This is a genomic window from Glutamicibacter sp. NPDC087344 (assembly GCF_044744225.1).
Taxonomy (GTDB): domain Bacteria; phylum Actinomycetota; class Actinomycetes; order Actinomycetales; family Micrococcaceae; genus Glutamicibacter.
The window spans coordinates 20,496-41,139 of record NZ_JBIUXY010000016.1; the positions used below are offsets into that span (position 1 = coordinate 20,496).

Genomic DNA, 20,644 nt, shown 5'->3' on the forward strand with positions numbered 1-20,644 from the left:
AGGGACTGAGAATGACCGCTGAAAAGAACACCATGGCTCAACGAGCCGCGGGTGTGGAAATCAAGGATCTGCGAAAGTCCTACGGCAACAACGAGGTGCTCAAGGGCATCAGCCTCGATGTGAAACCTGGCGAGGTAGTGTGCCTGATCGGGCCTTCGGGTTCGGGCAAGTCCACGCTGCTGCGCTGCGTGAACCTGCTGGAAAAGCCTAATGGCGGCTCCATCCATGTAGGCGGCTTTGAAGCCACCGATCCCGAGGTGAACCTCGATAAGATGCGCCAGAGTGTCGGCATGGTTTTCCAGCAGTTCAACCTGTTCCCGCACCTGACCGTGCTGGAAAACTGCACCGTCGCTCAGATCAAGGTGCTCAAACGAGACAAGGTCCAAGCCAAGGCCACGGCGGAACTAAACCTTGCGCGCGTTGGGCTGGGAGACTTCGGGAGCCGCTACCCGGATGAGCTCTCCGGCGGCCAGCAGCAGCGTGTGGCGATTGCCCGTGCGCTGTCCATGGAACCGACCTTGATGCTCTTCGATGAACCGACCAGTGCCCTGGATCCGGAGACCGTCGGCGAAGTTTTGGCCATTATGAAAAACCTTGCCCGCGAGGGCATGACCATGCTCGTGGTCACCCACGAGATGGGCTTTGCCAAAGAAGTCGCAGACCGCGTATTTTTTATGGACGGCGGCGTTGTGGTCGAAGAGGGCCCAGCAGCCGAGGTGATTGGCAATCCTCAGCAACCGCGCACCAAGGACTTCCTGCGTCGAGTCCTTGATCCGACCCACGTGGATATCGAATGATTCCATAGATAGATGCATGACTAAAGCCCCGGCGGGGTTTCCAGAATCTGGATACCCGCCGGGGCTTTGTGCTGTCCTCCAGCACGGATGCTTCGAATCAGTTTAATACTCTGGCCAGGACAACTGGGCAATTCGTTGGTTGAGTTCCAGCTGATCTGCGCGCAGGCTCTGGCGTTCCGCCGGGATCTCTATTAGGCGAAGCTGCTGTGGTGTACTTTGTGCCAAGAGCGAGGCCAGCTCGGCCGGGTCTGAGACCCGATGGTATTCCCAGCCGTAGCCTTCGGCGAGCGCTGCCAGGTTCATCTGCTGGGGTGTGGCGAAAAGCCGTTCCACGCTGTTCCCATAACGGTGCGAGAGCTCAACCTGACCGTGTTCCAAGGTGGAGAAGATCGCTCCTCCCCCGTCGTTGTAGACCACCACGTCCACGGTGGGTTTTTGCTCGTCAGGGCTGAAGATCAGGGAACTGGCATCGTGGGCGAAGGTAATATCCCCCATGACCGCAAGGGTTCGTTCGCCACTGCCGATCGCTAGGCCCAGCGCGGTGGAGATGGTCCCGTCAATGCCGGCCAACCCACGATTGGCATGGCAGCGGCCCGCGCCTGGCTGCAGCGGGTCGGCTGCGAGGTCGAAGTCGCGAACAATATTTGAGGAACCCAAAAGCAATTGGGGAACCGCCGCGTTCCAAATCTCAGTGGCCGCACCCGCACCGGTGAGTGTCGCGGGGTCCTGCATTGCGCTGCGAATTTCCTGCGCCTGGACATCGAGGTGCTGCCAGGATGCCAGCCATCCTTGCGCTGCATTACCGGCGAAGTCCACCAATTCTTGCCGGTTGGCCACCGGCACTTCGCGCCGGCGTCCGGATTCATACCAGGGTGCAGGTGATGGCTCCCAGATCACAGAGTCAAGATGCTCAGCTGCCAGGAGCTGCCCGACTGGTCGGCTGAGGGTGGAACGGCCAAAAAGCACCACGCGCTCGATCTGTTCAAGCCCTACCGCGATCAGCGGGCGGTAGTGGCGAATTGCATTCGCGGAAAAGCGTGCGTTGGAGGACGGTTCGGCAAACAGCGGGAGCCCCAGGTGCTGGGCGAAGGCTTGGGCTTCGGCCCCCGCCCCATGCCCGGCCACCACCACTGTGCGCCGTGTGGTGGCAGCTTCTGGGCGCGGCCACGACATGTCGGGGAGTTTGTCCGCGGCCGGTTTCCAGTTTCCGGGGTGGATCTGAGTCCACGGCTGGTTATCGATGCTCGCGTCGTCTTCCGGCGTTAATGGGTCACGGAATTGGAGGTTGAGCTGGACCGGGCCGGGGGCGGTGAGTGCGTTGCCTCGCAATGCCGCCAGCGACGATTCAAGGGCAGTGGCGGGGCTGTGCCCTGCCGGGACGTTCAGGGCGGCGCGCACGTGCTCTCCGAAGAGGTTTTTCTGCCGGGTGCTTTGGCTAGCCCCGGTGCCGTGCAATTCGTCGGGACGGTCTGCGGAGAGGACCAGCAACGCGGTGCCGGTGTGATTCGCTTCCATCACGGCCGGCAGCATCTGCCCGATGGCTGAGCCGCTGGTGGCCACGATGGCTACCGGGGTTTGGGTGGCTTGGGATATACCCAGTGCCATGAACGCCGCAGAGCGTTCATCGATGCGTACATGGATCTGCAGTTTCCCCGCGGCTTCAGCTTCTGCTGCGGCGTAGGCCAGCGGGGCGCTGCGTGACCCCGGGGAGATCACCAGGTCCCTGATTCCTGCGGCGATCAGTGCGCAGAGCACTTCGCGGGCTGTGGCAATGGCACGCTGTCCATCTTGCTGCGCACTCACGCGGTCGGTCACCTCAAGTCTTGGCCGGAAAACATCCTTCCAAGTCTATCCAGTGAACGAGCCCTTAAGATTCACGTTCGTTTTTCGGTTCCCAGCGCGGCGGGAGGAAGTGTTATGCTTCCCCCGCCACCGCACCGTTGCACCCGCGGGGTTTAGTTTTTGCCGTGCCCGTGACCCTTGGAGCCCTTCTGTTCCTTGAAGACCTGGACAACAGTTGGCCGTGGACCGTAGAACTGTCCCTTCTTTGCCTTTCCAGCGTTCTTCACAAAGTCAGGGAAAAGGGATGCCGGTTGGTCAAAGGTGCCGCCTTCTCCGGGGTGTTGCACCGAAACGAACACAGAACCGTCCTTGTCATGGATGACCGGCCCGCAGGTTTCTGCGCCGGTGGGCACCGCGAGGAACTGTTCCACCCTGCCGCGATTCTTTCCACTGAGCGTGACCTTGTGCAAGGCATCGGAGTAGCCAATGGTGCTCGGTGCTCCGTCGGTGGAGATCCACAGGTTGCCGGCCGAATCGAAGGCTAGATTATCCGGGCAGGAGATCGGGGAAACCTTATTCGCCGGGTAACCGGAGAAATACGTGGAGGAGTTGACCTTCGGGTCACCGGCAACCAGCAGGATGTTCCAGGTGAACTTGGTCGCGGTCGCATCGTTTCCGGCTTCGGTGAGTTCCAGCACGTGGCCGTCGCGGTTGGCGTTGCGCGGGTTCTGCTCGGTGGCTGATTCTTTTCCTTCTTTTCCTCGGTCGGTGTTGTTGGTCAACGCCACGTAGAGTTTGCCGGAGACCGGGCTTGGTTCCACATCTTCGGGGCGGTCCATCTTGGTGGCGCCTACCTTATCTGCGGCCAGGCGCGTGTAGACCAGCACCTCTTCCAGGCTCATGCCTTCCACCATTGAGACACCGGCGCGGACCAGCGGCACCCAGGTGCCGGTCCCGTCGAAGGCGCCGTCGCTGGGCAATGCGCCGCTTCCATCGATCTCGCTGGCCGGTGAGTTACCTGCGAACTTGGCCACATACAGGTCGCCTTCGGAGAGCAGTTTCATGTTGTGCCGGCGGTCGTTTTTTCGGTATTTCGACGCCGAGACGAACTTGTAGATGTATTCGAACCGTGAATCGTCACCCGAGTAGGCGACCGCCTTGCCGTTGCTGGCGATCCGCACGTTGGCGCCTTCATGCTTGAAGCGGCCGAGGCTGGTGTGTTTGACCGGGGTGGAGTCCGGATTCTGCGGGTCGATTTCCACCACCCAACCGAAACGGTTTGCCTCGTTCTCATACCCTTCATGGTGCAGGCCGAACCGCGGGTCGGTTTCTTCCCAACCGCGTTCGGTGGCTTGGGCGGCAATGCCGTAGCGTGCCTCCTGCTCGGTCCCGCGTCCGCGGAAGTATTGATCGATATTTTCTTCCCCAGACAGGATGGTTCCCCAGGGGGTGGTTCCGCCGGCGCAGTTGTTCAGAGTGCCCAGAATCTTTGTTCCCTTGCGGTCGGCACGGGTTTTGAGCAGGTTGCTTCCTGCCGCCGGACCGTCCACCGCGAACTCGGTGCTCATGGTGATGCGGCGGTTTCGTTCGCCGCCTCGAACATAGGTCCATTTTTTGTTGTTCTTTTTGCGCGAGACCTCCACGATGCTGAATCCATGGGCGTTCATGGCGATACGGCGTGCTTCGTCTTTGTTGTTTTCAAACCAGTCGGAGGCGAACATCATGTCTTCATTGGTGTACTCGTGATTCGCGACCAGCACACCGGTGCGGCCGGAGTATTTGTCCACGATGATGTCCAGGTAGTCGCAGTTGTAGCCGAACTGTTCGGCCTGTTTGCGGGCGCTCTGCTTCTGGGCATCAAATTCCGCGGATCGTTTGAACAGTGGGTCACCCCAGCGGATGATGCTGTGCCAGTCGTAACCTTCGGGAACACTCATGGTGTCCACCGAACGCGACACCGGGCCGATGGCCTCAAAGGCCAGTTTTCCGCCACCGCTCGAGTTTTTGCCGGCTACCGCGACTTCTGCCGCCTGCGACGCTGGTGCACCGAACAGCTGCGGGCCGATGACCAGGGCGGAGGCTCCAACCGCTCCTAGGCCAAAGATTTGGCGGCGAGAGAGTGCCGCGTCGGCAATGTCGCGGAAATAGTCGTTGGATGAGTTATTGCAATCCGGCTTGGCGCAGGCATCTGCGCATTTGAAGTGGCAGGTCGCCGCGGAACGTCCGCCACGGGTGTGGCCAAGCATTGGCAGCTGGGTACGGGTGGGATTCATGGATCCGTCACTTCCTCGGTGTGGCTCGCTCGTCAGGGGGTGAAGCGATTCGAGGTTTTCATCCGGACATGGTCAAAATTTGCACAGGAGGTTAACGCAAGGCTAATTCCCGCCCCAGCGTCCTATGGCTCCAGCAGCTGTTGGTAGCACTCGCGCACCCGCAGGTGCCACCATGCTTCACGCTCACGGCCCGGATACAGCGTGGAGAGCTTGTGAGCTTGCGGTTCGACTCGACGCACCGGCAGGTAGCCTGCGGTGGCTAGCAACGGCGTGTCGGTCACGTCGTCTGCGAAAAGGTTTCCGGTAGACAGGCCGCAGGCATAAGGAAGCTCGGGCAGGGCGCTGGCTAGTGCGGCCGCCTGCGCTAGTCCCACGGAGGTGTCTAGCGCGCTGGAGACCACCACATCCAATTCGGCGTGCGCAGCGATGTCCAGGACCGCCTGAATCCCTCCCAGAGGCTGAGCCTTGATGATCATCAAATCGGCGGCCCCCAACCGGGAGACTTCCAGCGGGTCGGTGTGTTTACGCACGGCTTCATCCGCCGCAATTTTCAGGCCGATTCCGGCGTTGCGCAACTGCGATCGAACTTCGGCAAGTCCGGTAATCCCGGGAACCGGCTGTTCGGCATACTGCAAATCGAATTCGCTGAGCGCACTGAGTGCGTGAACCGCGGTGGGGATATCCCATCCCATGTTGGCGTCCACCCGCAGTGCCGCTTCCGGGTAGAGGCGGCGAGTCTCGGCGACACGGGCGAGGTCTTGGGAAAGGTCCTGGCCTTGCTCGGCGACCTTGATTTTGATGGTGTGCGGATCATCGTAGCGTTCTAGCACCCTGCCAACGTCACCGGCAGGGACTGCTGGCAGTGTCGCGTTGACAGGGATGCTGGTGCGCCGTGGTTCCGGGAATGGCTGATACGCCGCTTCGATAGCCGCCGCCAGCCAGCGCGAGGCTTCGGCCGGCCCGTATTCGAGGAAGGCGGAGAATTCCCCCCACCCGGCGGGTCCTTGGATCAGCAGCGCCTCACGTTGGGTCACTCCACGAAACTTCACCTGCATGGGCAAGCGAACCACGTGGCTGTTGCTGAGGATTTCTTCCACGGCTGGCAAGGGAAAATTCATACTCCAAGCCTAGCCATGGTGTTGATGGTTACACACCGAATGCATGCCGTGAAACACGTGAGTTATGACAGTCTAGAGATATGAGTCGCCATTCCGCCGCCCCGAAGCCACACCACGTGCAGTGGTGGTGGGGGCTGTTGCTGCTCTTGGCGCTCTTCGTGATCGAATACGTCTTTTTTGTTCAGCTACGTGCCGGCCAGTGGGCTGACCAGGTTGGTTTTGTGGTCTGGTCCCAATGGTGGCCTTCCACAGACCTGCAAAATCCGGTGCGCCGTTTCCTGGATTTGTTGCCGATGATTTGCGGCATTATCGCCGCAGTTTTCCTGCTCTACCGGGTGATCCGCGACCGCAGCTTCCTGCGTGCCTTGATTGCCCTGGCGGCCGCCGGAGCCGCCATGGCTACCACACAGGTCCTCAAACATCAGCTACTGGTGCGCCCGGACTTCAACTTCGGGACGGCCGGAAACTCTTTTCCTTCGGGGCACACCACCGCCGCGGCCGCGGCTATGGGGTTGATGTATCTCATTTCGCCGCCTCGGCTGCGCCCGGTGGTTCAGCCGGTTGCCTGGATTTTCGCCACGGTTACCGGCGTCGCTACCTTGGTGTGCGGCTGGCACCGCCCCAGCGATATTGCCGCCGGCTTTTTGGTCGCCGCGTTCTGGATGATTGTCGCCGCGGCGTTGCTGCAGCGGATTCAGCCGCTGAGCGGCGAGGTGAACCGAACCAGTTGGTCGCGAACCTTGGGAGTAGCCAGCTTCGTTCTCTGGGTGCTGGTTATTATGCTTTCATACGTGCTCCCCCACCCGCATATCCAAAAGGTTCCTCAGCTGTTGCTGGCGGTCTATGCGGTCCTGGGTCTTGTGCATGTGGTCACCGCATCCCTTTTCTCCGGGCTGGTCCTTCGTTCCATGGTGATCGGTCCGACCCGCAGCTGAAACGCGTGGCGGTTAGCGCCCCTGCGCCATCAACGCATTGAGCTGGGCGGCTGCCCGGGCTGAGTCCGGGATGGTGACGGCGAACCGGCGTTTGTCCTTGAGCTCAACCGCCAGACCTTCGTGGCGGCGCATCACCACAGCGGAGCCGCCCGGGAAAAATCGCCATCCCCAACCGCCCCATTCCATCGGCTGGATTTCTTCGGAAATCACCGATTGCATCTGAGAAACCTCGATGGTGCGCAGCGGGAACCCCAATACGGCGCTGGCCACTCGAAGCTTCCCGTTGGAAATCGTCACACGGATCCGGGCTATGCCCAGTACCAGCGGGGTGAGCAGCACAATAACGGCGATTCCCATGATTTGGCTGACCACGTCGCCACCTTCGCCTGCACTCATCACAAGCATAAAAACGCCCAAGCCCGCAGTGAAAATCCCCAGGAACCACAACCACCACGGTGCATTCATGGTGACGTTGAACCCGTCTATAGGGACGGTTGCCGCTGCGCCCGGGACTTCGGCCTGTGGCTTGACGGGCTTGTTGAGGTTCTGGGCGCCATACTCACGACGCCGGTTCTGCCGATTTTGCTGGTACTGCTGGAAAACTCCACAGAGCCATAGCGGCACGAAACTAATCACGGTGGCAAGGATGCTCGCAACAATCCAGGGCCCGGAAACGGCCTGCGTAGGGTCCCCGGCGAGCGCGGTGGGAACCGAGCTTGAGACATACACGCCTGCGGTGGTCCAGGCGGTCAGGCTTCCCACAAAAAGCAGGCCCAGCAACGCCAGGGGTTTACGAGTTAAGAACAGGGCACCCCAGCCAACCAAGCCGCCAATGACCGCGAAGGTGATGGATGCAGTGAACAGCACCGAACTGTCGGTGAACCCGTCCGGGTAGGAACTATCCGACCAGTGGGTTGCCGTGATGCTTGGCAGGTTGGGCCCCAAGATCCGCTGCGTTGCCACGATGACCACGATGGGCACAAAGAGCAAGATCAGCACTGCTCGGCGGCTTCTAACCTCTACACGTTCGGTGGAAATGATCGGCTCCTTTCGGCTTCGGCACCCTACTCGTTATTAAGCACGGCACCCTGGCGGTCCATCTCAAGTCTAAGAAATGGATCATGACTTGCCAATTAAGCCTCTGAATCAGCGAGCGCTTAGGGGTTTAGAAAGACCCCACGGCCACCGGACTTCACCGGCTCACCGTGGGGTCTTGCGGCACCTGGCTACAGGGTTGCCAGGGCGTTTTTCGGATCGGTCATCGCATCGGCAACGTAGCGCAGGAATCCTGCGGCAGTACCGCCGTCGCAGACCCGGTGGTCAAAACTCAGTGTCAGCTCGCAGATGGAACGAACCTTGATTTTTCCATTAACCACCCACGGCTTCTCAACGATTCGTCCCAGGCCGAGGATGGCCGCTTCGGGATAGTTGATAATCGCCGCGGAGCCGTCCACGTTGAACACGCCGTAGTTGTTGATGGTGAACGTGCTGCCTGACAGCTCGGACACACCGGCCTTGCCCTCGCGGGCGATGCCGGCCAGCCGGGCGAACTCGGCCGAGAGTTCGTTGGCGTTGAGTTTATGGGCTCCACGCACGTTCGGAACCACAAGTCCTCGATCCGTTTGTGCCGCGAATCCCAGATTCACGCCCTCGAAAACGGTATGGCGCAGCGAGCCATCAGCCAGCACCTCGATGCGGCTGTTCAATTCAGGGAATCGTTGCAGGCCTGCCACGGCGTAACGGGAGATCAATGCCATGATGCTGGGGGCTTGGCCCGCAGCTTCTTTGATCTTGCCACGCAGTTTGAGCAGCTTGGTCACATCCACGTCCACCCACACCGTGGCCTCGGGGATTTCGCGGCGCGAGGTGCTCATGGCCGTGGCAATGGTTTTGCGAACCCCTGACAGCATCTGACTGGAGGCTACCGGCAGTCCGGTGCGTTTATCGGTTTCACCGCTCTGAGCTGCGGTGTCCACGGCGGGGACAGCCACCAGCGCTGCGGCGGCTGCCGGGGTGGCGACCGCTGGGGCTGCAAGTGCATCGGCCGGCTGCTGGTGGGTCCCGAAGAGAGCCTCAACATCGGCGCGCAGCACCAGCCCTTCCGGGCCGGTTCCGCGGACCGTGCGGATGTCGATGGAGTGTTCCTTGGCCAGCTTGCGTACCAGCGGGTTGATGACACGCACGGCCTGGGTTGAGGTCTCGCTGGAAGCCGCCGCGGTGGTGATTCCGCTGCGCGGCCGGCGCCGACGGCTGGAGCTGGGTTTCGATGCCCCGGTGCCGTAACCGATCAGTACATTTCCGCTGCCCTCGTCCTCGTCGGTGTCTTCCGGTTTCTGGGTTCCGGCGAGTTCCTCGTCGCGGTAGGACAACGCGCCCTCGACTGGTTCAGCCGGGGCAGGTGCTTCTTCCGTTGGCTGGTCCCCCGCGGTGTTCACCGAAATGAAAGGTTCGTCTACCAGCATCATCTGTCCTGCATCACCATGCAGGGTCGAGACCACACCTTCGAATGGGCATGGGATCTCCACCAATGATTTTGCGGTTTCCACCTCGGCGATCGGCTGGTCCACGATCACCGCATCACCTTCGGCGATCATCCAGCGCACCAGCTCCGCCTCGGTGAGCCCTTCGCCCAAGTCCGGCAGGAGGAACGTTTTGATACTCAATTTAAGCCTCCCACTGAAGCTGATCGACGACGTCCAAGATGCGTTCGGCACTTGGCAGGTTGTATTTCTCCAGCGTTGGCGCCGGGAAAGGAATGTCGAAGCCGGTCACGCGCAGCACGGGGGCGGCCAACGAATGGAAACACCGTTCCTGCACACGCGCTACAATTTCGCTGGCGACCGAGGCGAAACCCTGGGCTTCGGCCACAACGATGGCGCGCCCGGTTTTGCGGACCGAGGCGGCAACCGATTCGTCGTCAAATGGCACGATGGTGCGAATATCAATGACTTCCAGGCTGATACCTTCCTCGGCGGCCAGCTTGGCCGCCTGCAGGCAGGTGGACACGCTCGGTCCGTAGGTGATCAGGGTGGCGTCGGAGCCGGCCCGCGCAATCCGCGCTACGCCTTCGGTACGGGCGGCCTTGCGCGCCTCGTATTGCGCGGCGAGCGCTTCGAGATCCACCTGTTCCTTGGACCAATACAACTTCTTGGGTTCGAAAAAGACCACCGGATCTTCGGAATCAATGGCCTCGCGCAGCATCAGGTAGGCATCTTGCACGGTCGCCGGGGTGAAGACCTTCAAGCCCGGGGTGTGGGCATAGTATGCCTCGGAGGAATCACAGTGATGCTCCACGCCACCGACACCGCCGGCATAAGGAATACGGATGACCATCGGCAACGGCAGGCGCCCCTGGGTGCGGTTGCGCATCTTGGCTACGTGGGAGGCAATCTGCTCGAAAGCCGGGTAGGCGAAGGCATCAAACTGCATTTCGATCACCGGACGCATCCCGTTCATTGCCATGCCGGCGGCCATGCCTACAATGCCCGACTCGGCCAAGGGTGTGTCGAAGCAGCGTTCGGAGCCAAAGCGGGCTGTGAGCCCATCGGTGATACGGAAGACACCGCCGAGGGTTCCCACGTCCTCACCGAAGATGACCACCGACTGATCCGCGCTCAAGGCATCGGCCAGGGCGGTGTTCAGGGCCTTGCCGAAGGTCACCGGCTGGTTTTCGGTCGCTGCCTTGGCTGCCGCACGGGCGGTCGCGTCGGAGACGTTCGGGTTCACACGCGAAGTGGTGGTAGTCATGCTAGGCCTCCTCACGGGCTAGTTCGTCGGCGAGCATTGCCTGTTGCTCGGCCAACTGCGGGGTCTTTGAAGAAAAAACATGTTCAAACAGTTCACGCGGATCGGTGTTCGCGTCCTGGTTCATTCCATCTCGCAGGGTTTTGGCCACCGCTTCAGCCTTCTGGGTGATCTCGGCCGCGGCTTGCTCGGTCAGCAGCCCCGCATCGTCGAGGTAGGACTGCAGCCGGATTACCGGGTCCTTGGCTTTCCACTCGGCGACTTCCGCGTCTTCGCGGTAGCGTTTGTCGTCATCTGCATTGGTGTGCGCCTGCATCCGGTAAGTATGGGCTTCAACCAGCAGCGGGCCGTTGCCTTCACGAGCCAAACGCACGGCACGGGTCATCACGGCCATCAGCGCCATGAGGTCGTTGCCGTCCACCCGTTCGCCGGCCATGCCGTAACCCACGGCCTTGTGGGCCAGGGACGGTGCCGCAGACTGCTGGGAGAACGGTACCGAGATGGCGTATTTGTTGTTCTGGACAAAAAAGATCACCGGGAGGTTGAACACTGCGGCGAAGTTCAGTGCTTCGTGGAAGTCTCCCTCGCTGGTGGCGCCATCACCGCACATCGCGACCACCACCGTATTTTCGCCGCGCAGCTTGGCCGCGTGGGCAACACCCACGGCGTGCAGCAGCTGGGTGGTCAGCGGGGTGGCCATCGGTGCGCAGTTGTAGGCTTTGGGGTCATACCCGCAGTGCCATTCACCGCGGAAGCTGGTCATCACCTCCATCGGCGCAACCCCCTTGGTCAGCACCGCCACGGTGTCGCGGTAGGTGGGGAACAGCCAGTCGCCTTCTTCCAGGCACAGCGCGGCGGCTACCTGGCAGGCCTCCTGTCCGTGGCTTGAAGGATAGACGGCCATACGGCCCTGACGGACCAAGGCGGAATTCTGGTCGTTAACACGCCGGCCTGTCACCAGTGCCGAGTAGGCTTCCATCAGCCGTGCGGGGCTCGGCAACGGGTATTCGTGTCCCGGTTCGGTTCCCTGTTTGTCCTGTGGACGCAGGCTTCCATCTGGGTCCAAAAGGTTGATCATGTGCCGAGCTGGCAACATGTAGTCTTCCGGGGTGATTCCGAATTTTCTGCTGACTTCACTCATGCGGTCCGCGTGTGCGTCGGTGCTCATGTTCTCCCACCTTTCGTAGTGCTGCGAAGGTCCTGCGTCACGTAGCTCTGTGACTGGCTTCACTCAAACAACATTTGCAAACAATTATGCGTATCAGTGGCAATCTGTATCCAGTCTCGATGAGAATCATGGAAAGTTGAGCATGAGATACGTATACTCATAGACGATTCGTTTCAAGAAAATGAGTTTGACGATGACTCGTCCGTCCCGTTTAAAAGGAGAATTAATGGCCGCCGACGCGGAACTGAAACTGGATGATGTTGACCACGCAATTCTGGCCGAACTCACCAGCGACGGGCGGCAATCCGTCACAGCGGTGGCCCAGAAGGTCCATGTTTCCCGAGCCCACGCCTATTCACGCATCGCCAAGTTGCAAGATGCCGGGGTGATCACCCGGTATACGGTGGTGATTGATCCGGTGAAAACCGGCCTCAAAGCCAGTGCCTACGTGACTTTGAGGCTGAGGCAGCACTCGTGGCGGGAGTTGCGTGATCATCTGGCGGCAATCCCGGAGGTGCACCATATCGGTTTGGTTGGCGGGAATTTCGACGTGATTCTTTTGGTGCGCGCCAAGGACAATCTTGATTTGCGACGTGTGGTTTTCGAAGAACTCCAGGCCTTGCCGACAGTCATCGATACCCAGACGCTGCTGATTTTCGAGGACACCGACACCCGTTAAATTCCTCGGCCCGTCAAAGACAAAACGTCCACCGGATTCGTTCTGGTGGACGTTTTGTCGTTGGTGTGCGAAAACAGCACGGGCAGGCGCACAGCTTGTCAGGTCCACTGAGCAAACGATCGTAAACACCCGTTGTACCCGGATGCTGCAGACACGACTTCACGCTTCGGCGTGGCCAGCAGCCCCAGCACGGGCCTGAGGCTTTCGTTTCACGCGCACCTGCGCATCCGGTGGCAGAGGTGCCAAACGCCCGCCAGAATCGAACTGGCGGGCGCTTGGCTTGCTACATATTTACTTCTTGCCGGTAAAAACCGGCGGACGCTTTTCTTGGAATGACTTAAAGCCTTCCGCGTAGTCGGCGGTGTCGCACAGCGCCGCCTGCGCACGGTTTTCGGTGCGCATTGAGTTCCACAACCCCACACGTTGGTCTCGGATTTCCGCCACCAGTTGTTTGGAGGCGACAAATGCCTGGGTTGCGCCCGCAGCGACCTTGAGGATGATCTCCTCGCCGCGTGCAGTCAGTTCCTCGGCAGGAAATGCCCGGGAGAACAAGCCCGAGCGTACCGCCTCGGCCCCGGAGATCAGCTCCGCGGTGTAGATCATGTCCAGGGTGCGGTGCGCCCCCAGCCGTTCGGTGAACAACCAATGCCCGCCGGAGTCCAAGGTTGCCCCCAGATTGGCGAACGGTGAACCGATTTTCGCATTCTCGGCCACATACACGACGTCGGTGGCGACGGCCAGGCCCAGCCCTACACCCAGGCAGGCGCCCTGCACCAGAGCGAAGGTCGGCGCCGGGAAGCTGGACATCTTCTCAAGCAATGGCTGCACCTTGCCTTCAAGGTAGCCAATGACGTCATCATCGGCCGGGTTGACCCCGGAGATGTCACGCCCGGCACAGAAGCCACGACCCTCACCGGTCAGCACCAGGGTACGGACCTCACCGGATTGAACGGCCGCCGCAGCGGTGTCATAGGCTTCGGACAATTCGGCGAGCGCCGCCTCGTCCAGCGAGTTCATCTTCTTCGGTGCGTTCAGCACCACCCGGGCAATCGAATCGGCAATTTTCAGTTCAATCATGAATGTGTCCTACCGCGTCTAGGCGTCGAAATCGACGCTGAGTTTTTCGGTGGTTGGGTGCGACTGGCAGGTCAGCACATAACCGGCCTCGACCTCGTCCGGTTCCAGCGCGTAGTTTTCAGCCATGGTGACGGTGCCGCAGGTGACCTTGGCGCGGCAGGTGCCGCACACCCCACCGGCGCAGGCAAACGGAACGTCCGGGCGCACGCGCAGAGCCGCGTTCAGCACGGTCTCATTGGCTCGTACCGGGGACTTGACCTCGCCTTGCAGGCCGTCGAGGGTGAAGCTGATCTCGTAGCTTTCCTCATCCTCGTCGATGGTGACCGGGCGGCCGATGTTGCCCTGCGGTTTGCTTGGCTCACCGGTGGTGAACAGTTCGAAACGAACCTTCTCGGCGGGAATCTCCATGCCGGCCAGCTGGTCGCGGACCAGCTGGACCAGCTCGAACGGGCCGCACAGGAACCACTCGTCCACGTTGGGTGCCTGGACAACGGTCTGCAGCAGTGTTGACAGTTTTTCTGCATCGATTCGCCCGGAGAGCAACGGCGAGATGCGCTGCTCGCGGCTGAGCACGTGGTGCAGGGCCAGCCGGGAGGGGTAACGGTCCTTGAGGTCGGCCAGTTCTTCCAAGAACATCACGTCCATGGCGGCCTTGTTCGCGTAGATCACATCGAAGCGGGTGTGCTCATTGGCCGACAGGATGGTGCGGGCGATGGCCAGCACCGGGGTGATCCCCGACCCGGCGGCCACGGCCACAAAACGGTCCTGGGCGGTGGTGTCGATCTGGGACGGGTCGTTGATCTCGGTCAGCCGGTGCTTGGAGATGAAAGCTCCGGCAGGGCTCATCACATCCATCTGGTCACCTGCGCTCAGGTTTTCATTGGCCCAGGTGGAGAAGAGGCCACCGAGGTCGCGTTTGATGGCAACCTTGATCTCATTGCCGGTAGGTTCGGCGCAGATCGAGTAGGAACGGCGCAGCTCGTGCAGCTCGCCTTCCGCGTTCGGGATTTCTTTGCGCAGGGCAACATACTGCCCGGCAACATAGTCGTACTCGTCGCTCAACTGCTCGGGAACCTCGAAGGTCACCTCAATGGAGTCCTTGGTCAGCCGGCGGACGTTGGAAACGGTGAGCCGGTGAAAGGCGGCGCGGCGACGAGTTGGTGTGGTTTGGTCGGTCATGAGAGCACCTTGAAGTAGTCGAAGGGTTCCAGGCAGTCTTTGCAGGTGTAGAGCGATTTGCAGGAAGTCGACCCGAAGCGGGCCAGTTCGCGGGTGTTCAGCGAGTGGCAGCGCGGGCACTTGACGCTCATGCCAAGTGTCACGCGTCCGGCATGGCCCCGCCCGGTGGGCGGGGCGATGCCGTAGGCTTCCAGTTTGGCTTTGCCACCGGCGGTCATCCAGTCAGTTGACCAGGCGGGGGTGAGCACCAAGCGAATATCGATCTGTTCGTGGCCGGCGTCGTGGAAAACCCGGTACAGGTCCTCGGTGATGACGTCCATGGCCGGGCACCCCGAATAGGTGGGGGTGATGACCACATGGATCTGGCCGTCCTCATCCTGCTGGACTTCACGCAGGATTCCAAGGTCGGCGATGCTCAGCACGGGAATCTCAGGATCCGTGACCTTCGAGGCGATGGCGAACAGATCTTCGGTGTTGGTGATCAGGTTGCTCAAGACTGCTCCCCCTTAGCGGGCGAAAAGGGTTGGGTGGTGGCTACCAGCTGGCACCGGGGTGCTTGCGGGCAAGGACTTGCATTTCGGCCAGGATGAACCCGAGGTGCTCGGAATGCTCTCCACCGCGGCCATTGGCCATGGCCTGTCCGGTGGCTGGAATTTCCAGTCCCGAGTCGGCGAGGACCGCGGTGATTTCCTCTTCCCAGGCGGCGCGCAAGGAAGAAGGAAGCACAGCCACACCATCTAGTTCGCGGTGCATCGGGAGGTCGGTGAACATTTCGTCCACGTATGGCCAGAGAATTTCCAGCGCATGACGCATCTTGGCCGCCGATTCCTCGGTCCCCAGTCCTAGGCGCACGGTCCATTGGATGGCGTGGTCGCGGTGGTAGTCCACTTCCTTCACGGCCTTGGCGCTGATCGCCGCGAGGGTCTCGTCTCCCGATTCGGTCAGCTTGGAGTACAGCAGGTGCTGGAAAATCGAGACGATCAGCTGGCGGATGATGGTGACCCCGAAGTGGCCATTGGGCTGCTCGACGATCCACAAGGAGGTGAATTCCTCTTCGTCGCGCCAGTAAGCCAGGTCGTCTTCGGTTTTGTCCCAGGCCAGTCCGGCGTAGGTCAAGAAGGAGCGAGCGTGTCCCAGCAGGTCGAGGGCGATGTTGCCCAGGGCGACATCCTCTTCCAGCTCCGGCGCCCGGGAAATCCAGTGCGAAAGCCGCTGAGCCAGGATCAACGCGTCGTCACCCAGGGTCAACGTGTACCGGGCAATTTCATCGCTGGGCTTGAGGCCGTCAACGGCAATGTCTTCGGGGCGCAGGGCGTTTCCGGGGGTCACACGCGTGGCCGAGGCCAATGCATCACCGAAGCTGTCCAATTCGGCTTCGAGTTCGTCGTGGTTCACAGGTGCTTCACTCCCTCGCTGGCCTTGTAATAGGTCGCGTGGCGGTAGTCCTTACCCTGCGGGGACTCGAAAAATGAGTCCTTTTCGTCCGGGTCGGAGCTGATGATGTCCTCGGACTTCACTACCCACAAGGACACTCCCTCGTTGCGGCGGGTGTACAGATCGCGGGCGTTGCGCACCGCCATCTGGGCGTCCGGTGCATGCAACGATCCGGCGTGCACGTGCGAGAGTCCTCGGGAGGAACGGACAAAAACTTCCCACAGGGGCCAATTGCTCTGTTGGCTCATGTCAGGCAACCTCACTTTGTACTTGCTTGGCGGCGTATGCTGCGGCGGCTTCGCGGACCCAGGCACCTTCGCGGTGGGCTTCGCGGCGACGTTCCAGACGCTGCGCATTAACTGGGCCATTGCCCTTGATAACTGCCATGAACTCGTCCCAGTTCAGATCCATGTGGATCCACTGTTTGTTTTCTTCGTCGTACCGCAGTTCGGGATCCGGCAGGGTCAAGCCCAACACCTTCACCTGCTCGGCGATCATGCCGACAAAACGCTGACGCAGTTCATCATTGGAGAAACGCTTGATGTTCCAGGCCATTGACTGCTTGGAGTTCGGCGACTGGTCATCTGGCGGGCCGAACATCATCAATGCTGGCTCGTAAAAACGGTTGACGGCATCCTGCGCCATCTTCTTCTGGGCTTCGCTGCCGCGCGAGAGCGAGAGCAGAATCTCGAAGCCCTGGCGCTGGTGGAATGATTCTTCCTTGCAGACTCGTACCATGGCTCGTCCATAGGGTCCGTAGGACGCACGGCACAGCGGCACCTGATTGGCGATTGCCGCTCCGTCAACCAACCAACCGATGGCACCCATGTCTGCCCAGGAGCGTGCCGGGTAGTTGAAGATCGAGGAGTACTTGGCGCGACCGGTCAGCAGCTGGTCATTCAGCTCATCGCGGTTGGTGCCCAGGGTCTCGGCGGCGGAGTAGAGGTACAGGCCGTGACCGGCCTCGTCCTGGACCTTGGCCATCAGGATCGACTTGCGCTTCAACGATGGAGCGCGGGTGATCCAGTTCGCTTCTGGCTGCATTCCGATGATTTCCGAATGCGCGTGCTGGGAGACCTGGCGGGTCAAGGTTTTGCGATAGGCATCTGGCATCCAGTCGCGTGGTTCAATACGCGAGTCCTTGCCAATCAGGGCATCAAAACGCGCCTGGGACTGCTCTTCTTCGTAGCTTGGGACGGCACTTAGTCCCGGCTCCTGCGGTGTGGTCGGGGCCATGGTTCACCTCACTGAAAAATATTTACATACTGACCGTTCGTTCAGTATGTCAGAGTGGGATCTGTCACGTCAACACGAGCGCGGGAACATGACCAACAAAAGCTGTCCGATCAACAAAAAAGACGCCCCGAAAGCAATTCTCTCGGGGCGTCGATTCGTGGAACAATCAGGCGTTCACCAGCTGCTTGGCAGCGGCTTTCCGCCCGAAGATCAACTGGTCCGCGGAATATGCACCGGGCCCGGCCAGCGCCAGGGCAACGGCTCCGGCACCAAGGATCGCCACCAGTTCATACCCTCCGTTGTCAACAAAAAGCCCCGCCGGGAGGTGCACCATAAAGAGCGCACCGAGCATATCCAGCGCAAGCAGGCCTGCCGCAACACGGGTCACCACACCCAGGATCAGGGCGATGCCGCCGGCAAGTTCAAGCGTGGCAACTACCGGAGCGACCAACGCGGCCAGCGGGACTCCCATCTGCTCAAACGAGGCGGTGACACCCGGCAGGGTGAATTGGAAGTATTTCTGCCATCCATGGGCAACGAGGATGAGCCCCAGGACAACACGGAGCACCAGCAGTGCAACAGAAGTCATTGTCGGGTTGTTTCGGGTGGTCATTTCAATCTCCATCAGTTCTGCATCGGGGATGAGCGGCTTCGTAACAACTCACCATCAACCCTAGCCAAATAACTTGAAGCTTCAATGATAATTCTCTATGTCGCACCTGTGATTAAGTCCGCACACAGCAAAACCGCCCGGTCAACAAGCAACAACTGTTGACCGGGCGGCTGAAGGAAATACCTCGGCAGCAACGCGGAGGCCATATGGCCTCGGCGCTCCTATAGCACCTTAGACAAAAAGTCCTTGGTACGTTCCTGCTGCGGGTTGCCAAACAGGTCTTCCGGTTTGCCTTGTTCGCAGACCACACCATCAGCCATAAAAACTACCCGGTCCCCCACCTCGCGGGCGAAGCCCATCTCGTGGGTCACCAGCACCATGGTCATTCCCGAATCAGCCAATTCCTTGATGACCTGAAGCACCTCGCCAACCATCTCCGGGTCCAAGGCACTGGTGGCCTCGTCAAAAAGCATGATTCCCGGGGCCATGGCCAGCGCACGGGCAATCGCCACACGCTGCTTCTGTCCGCCGGAAAGCGAGGACGGGCGGGCATCCGCCTTCTCCCGAAGCCCCACTCGCTCCAGCAGTTCCAGTGCCTTCGCCCGGGCTTGGGTCCGGTCCATCTTTTTCAGCTCAACCGGAGCCAGCATGATGTTCTCCGCCACCGACATATGCGGGAAAAGATTAAAGTGCTGGAACACCATTCCCACGTGGCGGCGAACCTCGTTGATGTCCACCTTCGGATCGGTCAGCTCAAAACCGTCAACCACCACCGTGCCGGAGGTGATGTCCTCCAACTTGTTCAGGCAGCGCAGCAGAGTGGATTTACCGGAACCCGAGGGCCCGATCACGCAAACCACTTCGCCTTCACGGATATCCAAATCGATGCCCTTGAGCACGTTGTTGGATCCGAATGACTTGTGAAGGTCGGTGACCTGAATTTTTACCTGCGAGTTTGTCTCGCTTGCGGTGCTCACTTGTTGAACCTCCGGTCGGCGTAGTTAGCCAATTTGGTCAGGGCCGTGATGGCGATGAAGTAGATGAAGCCCACGATCAGCAGGGTCTCGGTGACTCGGAAGTTCGCCGCGTAGATCTGCTGGCCCTGGTACAGCAGCTCGGTGAAACCGATAGCCAGCAGCAACGACGAATCCTTTAACATGATGATCAGCTGGTTGATCAATGACGGGGTCATGATCTTGAAAGCCTGCGGAACAACCACCTTCTGCATCGACTTGCCATACCCCAACCCCAGGGAGCGCGAGGCTTCAAGCTGGCCGGGATCCACCGATTGGATACCGCCGCGGACAATTTCCGCCACATAGGCGCCGGAGTTCAGCGACAGCGTCAACACACCGGCGGTCCAAACGCTGATGTCCCACCCGGTGAGCTGCGGCAAGCCGAAGTAGAACATGAAGGCCCACAGCAGCAGGGGTGTGCCGCGGAAGATGCTGATGAACGTGGTGGCGATGCCACGCAAAACAATGTTGTTGGCGATCTTCAAGAAACCAAAGGCCAGGCCGAGGATCATCGCAACCACAAAGGAGATCGCGGTAACCAGCAGGGTGTTCCACAACCCGGTCATCAGTGCAGGGAAGGACTTGACCACGAGATCAAAGAAGTTGCTCGGAACAGCGGCGGTGGGGTCAGCCAGGTACTTATCCAGAATCTGCTGGTACTCGCCGTTGGCCTTCAGCTCCGCCAATCCGTCGTTGAACGCGGCAAGCAGGGCGGTATTCTCCCCCTTGTTCACCGCGAAGCCATAGGAGCCACCGGGAACCTTGTCGGTCACGGTTTTTAAGCCATTGCCCTGGGCAATGCCGTAGGCAAGAACCGGGTAATCATCAAAAACCGCCACCGCGGAACCGGCTTTAACCGATTCATACATGGTCGCCGACTGATCCAGTGATTTCACGGTGAAACCGTACTGGTCTGCGATCGACTTGGCGTAGGTCTCGCCTTCAGAACCGGTTTTGGCAACGACAGTTTTTCCCTGCAGGGCATCGTAGCCGGTGGTTGTTTCGTCATCCTTGGCCACGGCCATCTGCACGCCGGATTCGAAATACGGCTCGGAGAAGTCGTAGATGGCCTTGCGTTCATCGGTAATCGACATCCCGGCAATCACGCCATCCACCTGGTTGGCGGACAACGCAGCCAACGCCGCGCTGAATCCCAAGGAGCGGACCTCGACGTCAAACCCTTCATCCTCGGCGATTGCCTGCAGGATATCCATGTCGATACCCGTCAGTTCCCCGTTTTCACGAAATTCGAACGGGGCAAATGTGGTGTCGGTGCCAATAACGTAGGTCTGGCCCTCAACGCTCTCGGTGCCTTGGGCTTGGGAAGCCGGGGCGCCGAGAACCAATGCCAGCAGACCGATAGCCGTTCCGGCAATCCACCGGGTAAGGCGACCTGTCCGGGCCGGTGTGTATGTGTTTTTCACTTATCTCAATCGCTTTCTCATGATGAAGGGCGAGTAACCCATGGGGCAGATTGATTCACTCTGATTGCTAGCCTATGACCAATCCGCCCATGTCGGTACCCTGTCCGTTGATCGGCACGTGTCTGTCCCTGATGCGCGGCGCACTGTCCGCGCTGAGCTTAGTAGCCTG

General features: G+C 60.3%; 19 protein-coding genes. 3 read left to right on the forward strand and 16 right to left on the reverse strand.

Features of this window, described 5'->3' with window-relative positions; translation table 11 throughout:
• Positions 1 to 11: 11 nt before the first annotated feature.
• Positions 12 to 797, forward strand: a complete 786-nt coding sequence (locus ACIOWL_RS19970) for an amino acid ABC transporter ATP-binding protein (RefSeq protein WP_400389321.1) — start codon at positions 12 to 14, stop codon at positions 795 to 797.
• A gap of 102 nt (positions 798 to 899) precedes the next feature.
• Here the strand turns inward: ACIOWL_RS19970 and menD are convergent, their stop codons facing one another.
• From menD to ACIOWL_RS19985, 3 genes are all read right to left on the reverse strand, one after another.
• The gene (menD, locus tag ACIOWL_RS19975; RefSeq protein ID WP_400389324.1) at positions 900 to 2,600 is read right to left on the reverse strand and encodes a 2-succinyl-5-enolpyruvyl-6-hydroxy-3-cyclohexene-1-carboxylic-acid synthase; all 1,701 of its coding nucleotides are present in this window, start codon (positions 2,598 to 2,600) and stop codon (positions 900 to 902) included.
• Positions 2,601 to 2,752: 152 nt separating this feature from the next.
• Positions 2,753 to 4,852, reverse strand: coding sequence for a PhoX family protein (locus tag ACIOWL_RS19980; protein WP_400389327.1), 2,100 nt, complete (start codon positions 4,850 to 4,852; stop codon positions 2,753 to 2,755).
• Positions 4,853 to 4,974: 122 nt separating this feature from the next.
• Positions 4,975 to 5,970 (reverse strand): o-succinylbenzoate synthase, encoded by a 996-nt coding sequence (locus ACIOWL_RS19985; protein ID WP_400389329.1) that lies wholly within the window; start codon positions 5,968 to 5,970, stop codon positions 4,975 to 4,977.
• Positions 5,971 to 6,050: 80 nt separating this feature from the next.
• Here ACIOWL_RS19985 and ACIOWL_RS19990 point away from each other — a divergent pair, with 80 nt between their 5' ends.
• Positions 6,051 to 6,905: a phosphatase PAP2 family protein gene (locus ACIOWL_RS19990; protein ID WP_400389332.1), complete on the forward strand. Its 855-nt coding sequence runs from the start codon at positions 6,051 to 6,053 to the stop codon at positions 6,903 to 6,905.
• Positions 6,906 to 6,917: 12 nt separating this feature from the next.
• Here the strand turns inward: ACIOWL_RS19990 and ACIOWL_RS19995 are convergent, their stop codons facing one another.
• The 4 genes from ACIOWL_RS19995 to pdhA form a co-directional block, all read right to left on the reverse strand.
• Positions 6,918 to 7,904, reverse strand: a complete 987-nt coding sequence (locus tag ACIOWL_RS19995; RefSeq protein WP_400389335.1) for a hypothetical protein — start codon at positions 7,902 to 7,904, stop codon at positions 6,918 to 6,920.
• Positions 7,905 to 8,131: 227 nt separating this feature from the next.
• Positions 8,132 to 9,568, reverse strand: coding sequence for a dihydrolipoamide acetyltransferase family protein (locus ACIOWL_RS20000; protein WP_400389338.1), 1,437 nt, complete (start codon positions 9,566 to 9,568; stop codon positions 8,132 to 8,134).
• Between the two features lies 1 nt (position 9,569).
• Positions 9,570 to 10,652, reverse strand: a complete 1,083-nt coding sequence (locus ACIOWL_RS20005; RefSeq protein WP_400389341.1) for an alpha-ketoacid dehydrogenase subunit beta — start codon at positions 10,650 to 10,652, stop codon at positions 9,570 to 9,572.
• A gap of 1 nt (position 10,653) precedes the next feature.
• Positions 10,654 to 11,817 (reverse strand): pyruvate dehydrogenase (acetyl-transferring) E1 component subunit alpha, encoded by a 1,164-nt coding sequence (gene pdhA / locus ACIOWL_RS20010; RefSeq protein WP_400389344.1) that lies wholly within the window; start codon positions 11,815 to 11,817, stop codon positions 10,654 to 10,656.
• Positions 11,818 to 12,043: 226 nt separating this feature from the next.
• Here pdhA and ACIOWL_RS20015 point away from each other — a divergent pair, with 226 nt between their 5' ends.
• Positions 12,044 to 12,496 carry an Lrp/AsnC family transcriptional regulator gene (locus tag ACIOWL_RS20015; RefSeq protein WP_400389347.1) on the forward strand — a complete coding sequence of 151 codons (453 nt, stop codon included), beginning with the start codon at positions 12,044 to 12,046 and terminating at the stop codon, positions 12,494 to 12,496.
• Between the two features lie 291 nt (positions 12,497 to 12,787).
• Here the strand turns inward: ACIOWL_RS20015 and ACIOWL_RS20020 are convergent, their stop codons facing one another.
• The 9 genes from ACIOWL_RS20020 to ACIOWL_RS20060 all read right to left on the reverse strand — a co-directional run bounded on the left by ACIOWL_RS20020 (position 12,788) and on the right by ACIOWL_RS20060 (position 20,475).
• Positions 12,788 to 13,573, reverse strand: coding sequence for an enoyl-CoA hydratase/isomerase family protein (locus ACIOWL_RS20020; RefSeq protein ID WP_400389350.1), 786 nt, complete (start codon positions 13,571 to 13,573; stop codon positions 12,788 to 12,790).
• A gap of 18 nt (positions 13,574 to 13,591) precedes the next feature.
• Complete coding sequence (paaE, locus tag ACIOWL_RS20025) at positions 13,592 to 14,752, reverse strand: 1,2-phenylacetyl-CoA epoxidase subunit PaaE (protein ID WP_400389352.1); 1,161 nt, start codon at positions 14,750 to 14,752, stop codon at positions 13,592 to 13,594.
• On the reverse strand, positions 14,749 to 15,246 hold the full coding sequence (gene paaD, locus ACIOWL_RS20030; RefSeq protein WP_400389355.1) for a 1,2-phenylacetyl-CoA epoxidase subunit PaaD: 498 nt from the start codon (positions 15,244 to 15,246) through the stop codon (positions 14,749 to 14,751). The genes paaE and paaD overlap by 4 nt, the downstream gene beginning before the upstream one ends.
• Positions 15,247 to 15,286: 40 nt before the next feature.
• Entirely contained in the window at positions 15,287 to 16,147 is an 861-nt protein-coding gene (gene paaC, locus ACIOWL_RS20035) for a 1,2-phenylacetyl-CoA epoxidase subunit PaaC (protein ID WP_400389358.1), read from the reverse strand.
• Positions 16,144 to 16,434: a 1,2-phenylacetyl-CoA epoxidase subunit PaaB gene (gene paaB, locus ACIOWL_RS20040; protein ID WP_400389361.1), complete on the reverse strand. Its 291-nt coding sequence runs from the start codon at positions 16,432 to 16,434 to the stop codon at positions 16,144 to 16,146. Before paaB ends, paaC begins: the two co-directional genes overlap by 4 nt.
• A 1-nt stretch (position 16,435) precedes the next feature.
• Positions 16,436 to 17,422, reverse strand: coding sequence for a 1,2-phenylacetyl-CoA epoxidase subunit PaaA (gene paaA / locus ACIOWL_RS20045; protein ID WP_400389363.1), 987 nt, complete (start codon positions 17,420 to 17,422; stop codon positions 16,436 to 16,438).
• Between the two features lie 166 nt (positions 17,423 to 17,588).
• The gene (locus ACIOWL_RS20050) at positions 17,589 to 18,011 is read right to left on the reverse strand and encodes a DoxX family protein (protein WP_400389366.1); all 423 of its coding nucleotides are present in this window, start codon (positions 18,009 to 18,011) and stop codon (positions 17,589 to 17,591) included.
• Between the two features lie 245 nt (positions 18,012 to 18,256).
• Positions 18,257 to 19,012, reverse strand: coding sequence for an amino acid ABC transporter ATP-binding protein (locus tag ACIOWL_RS20055; protein ID WP_400389369.1), 756 nt, complete (start codon positions 19,010 to 19,012; stop codon positions 18,257 to 18,259).
• On the reverse strand, positions 19,009 to 20,475 hold the full coding sequence (locus ACIOWL_RS20060) for an amino acid ABC transporter substrate-binding protein/permease (RefSeq protein ID WP_400389371.1): 1,467 nt from the start codon (positions 20,473 to 20,475) through the stop codon (positions 19,009 to 19,011). The genes ACIOWL_RS20055 and ACIOWL_RS20060 overlap by 4 nt, the downstream gene beginning before the upstream one ends.
• Between the last annotated feature and the right edge of the window lie 169 nt (positions 20,476 to 20,644).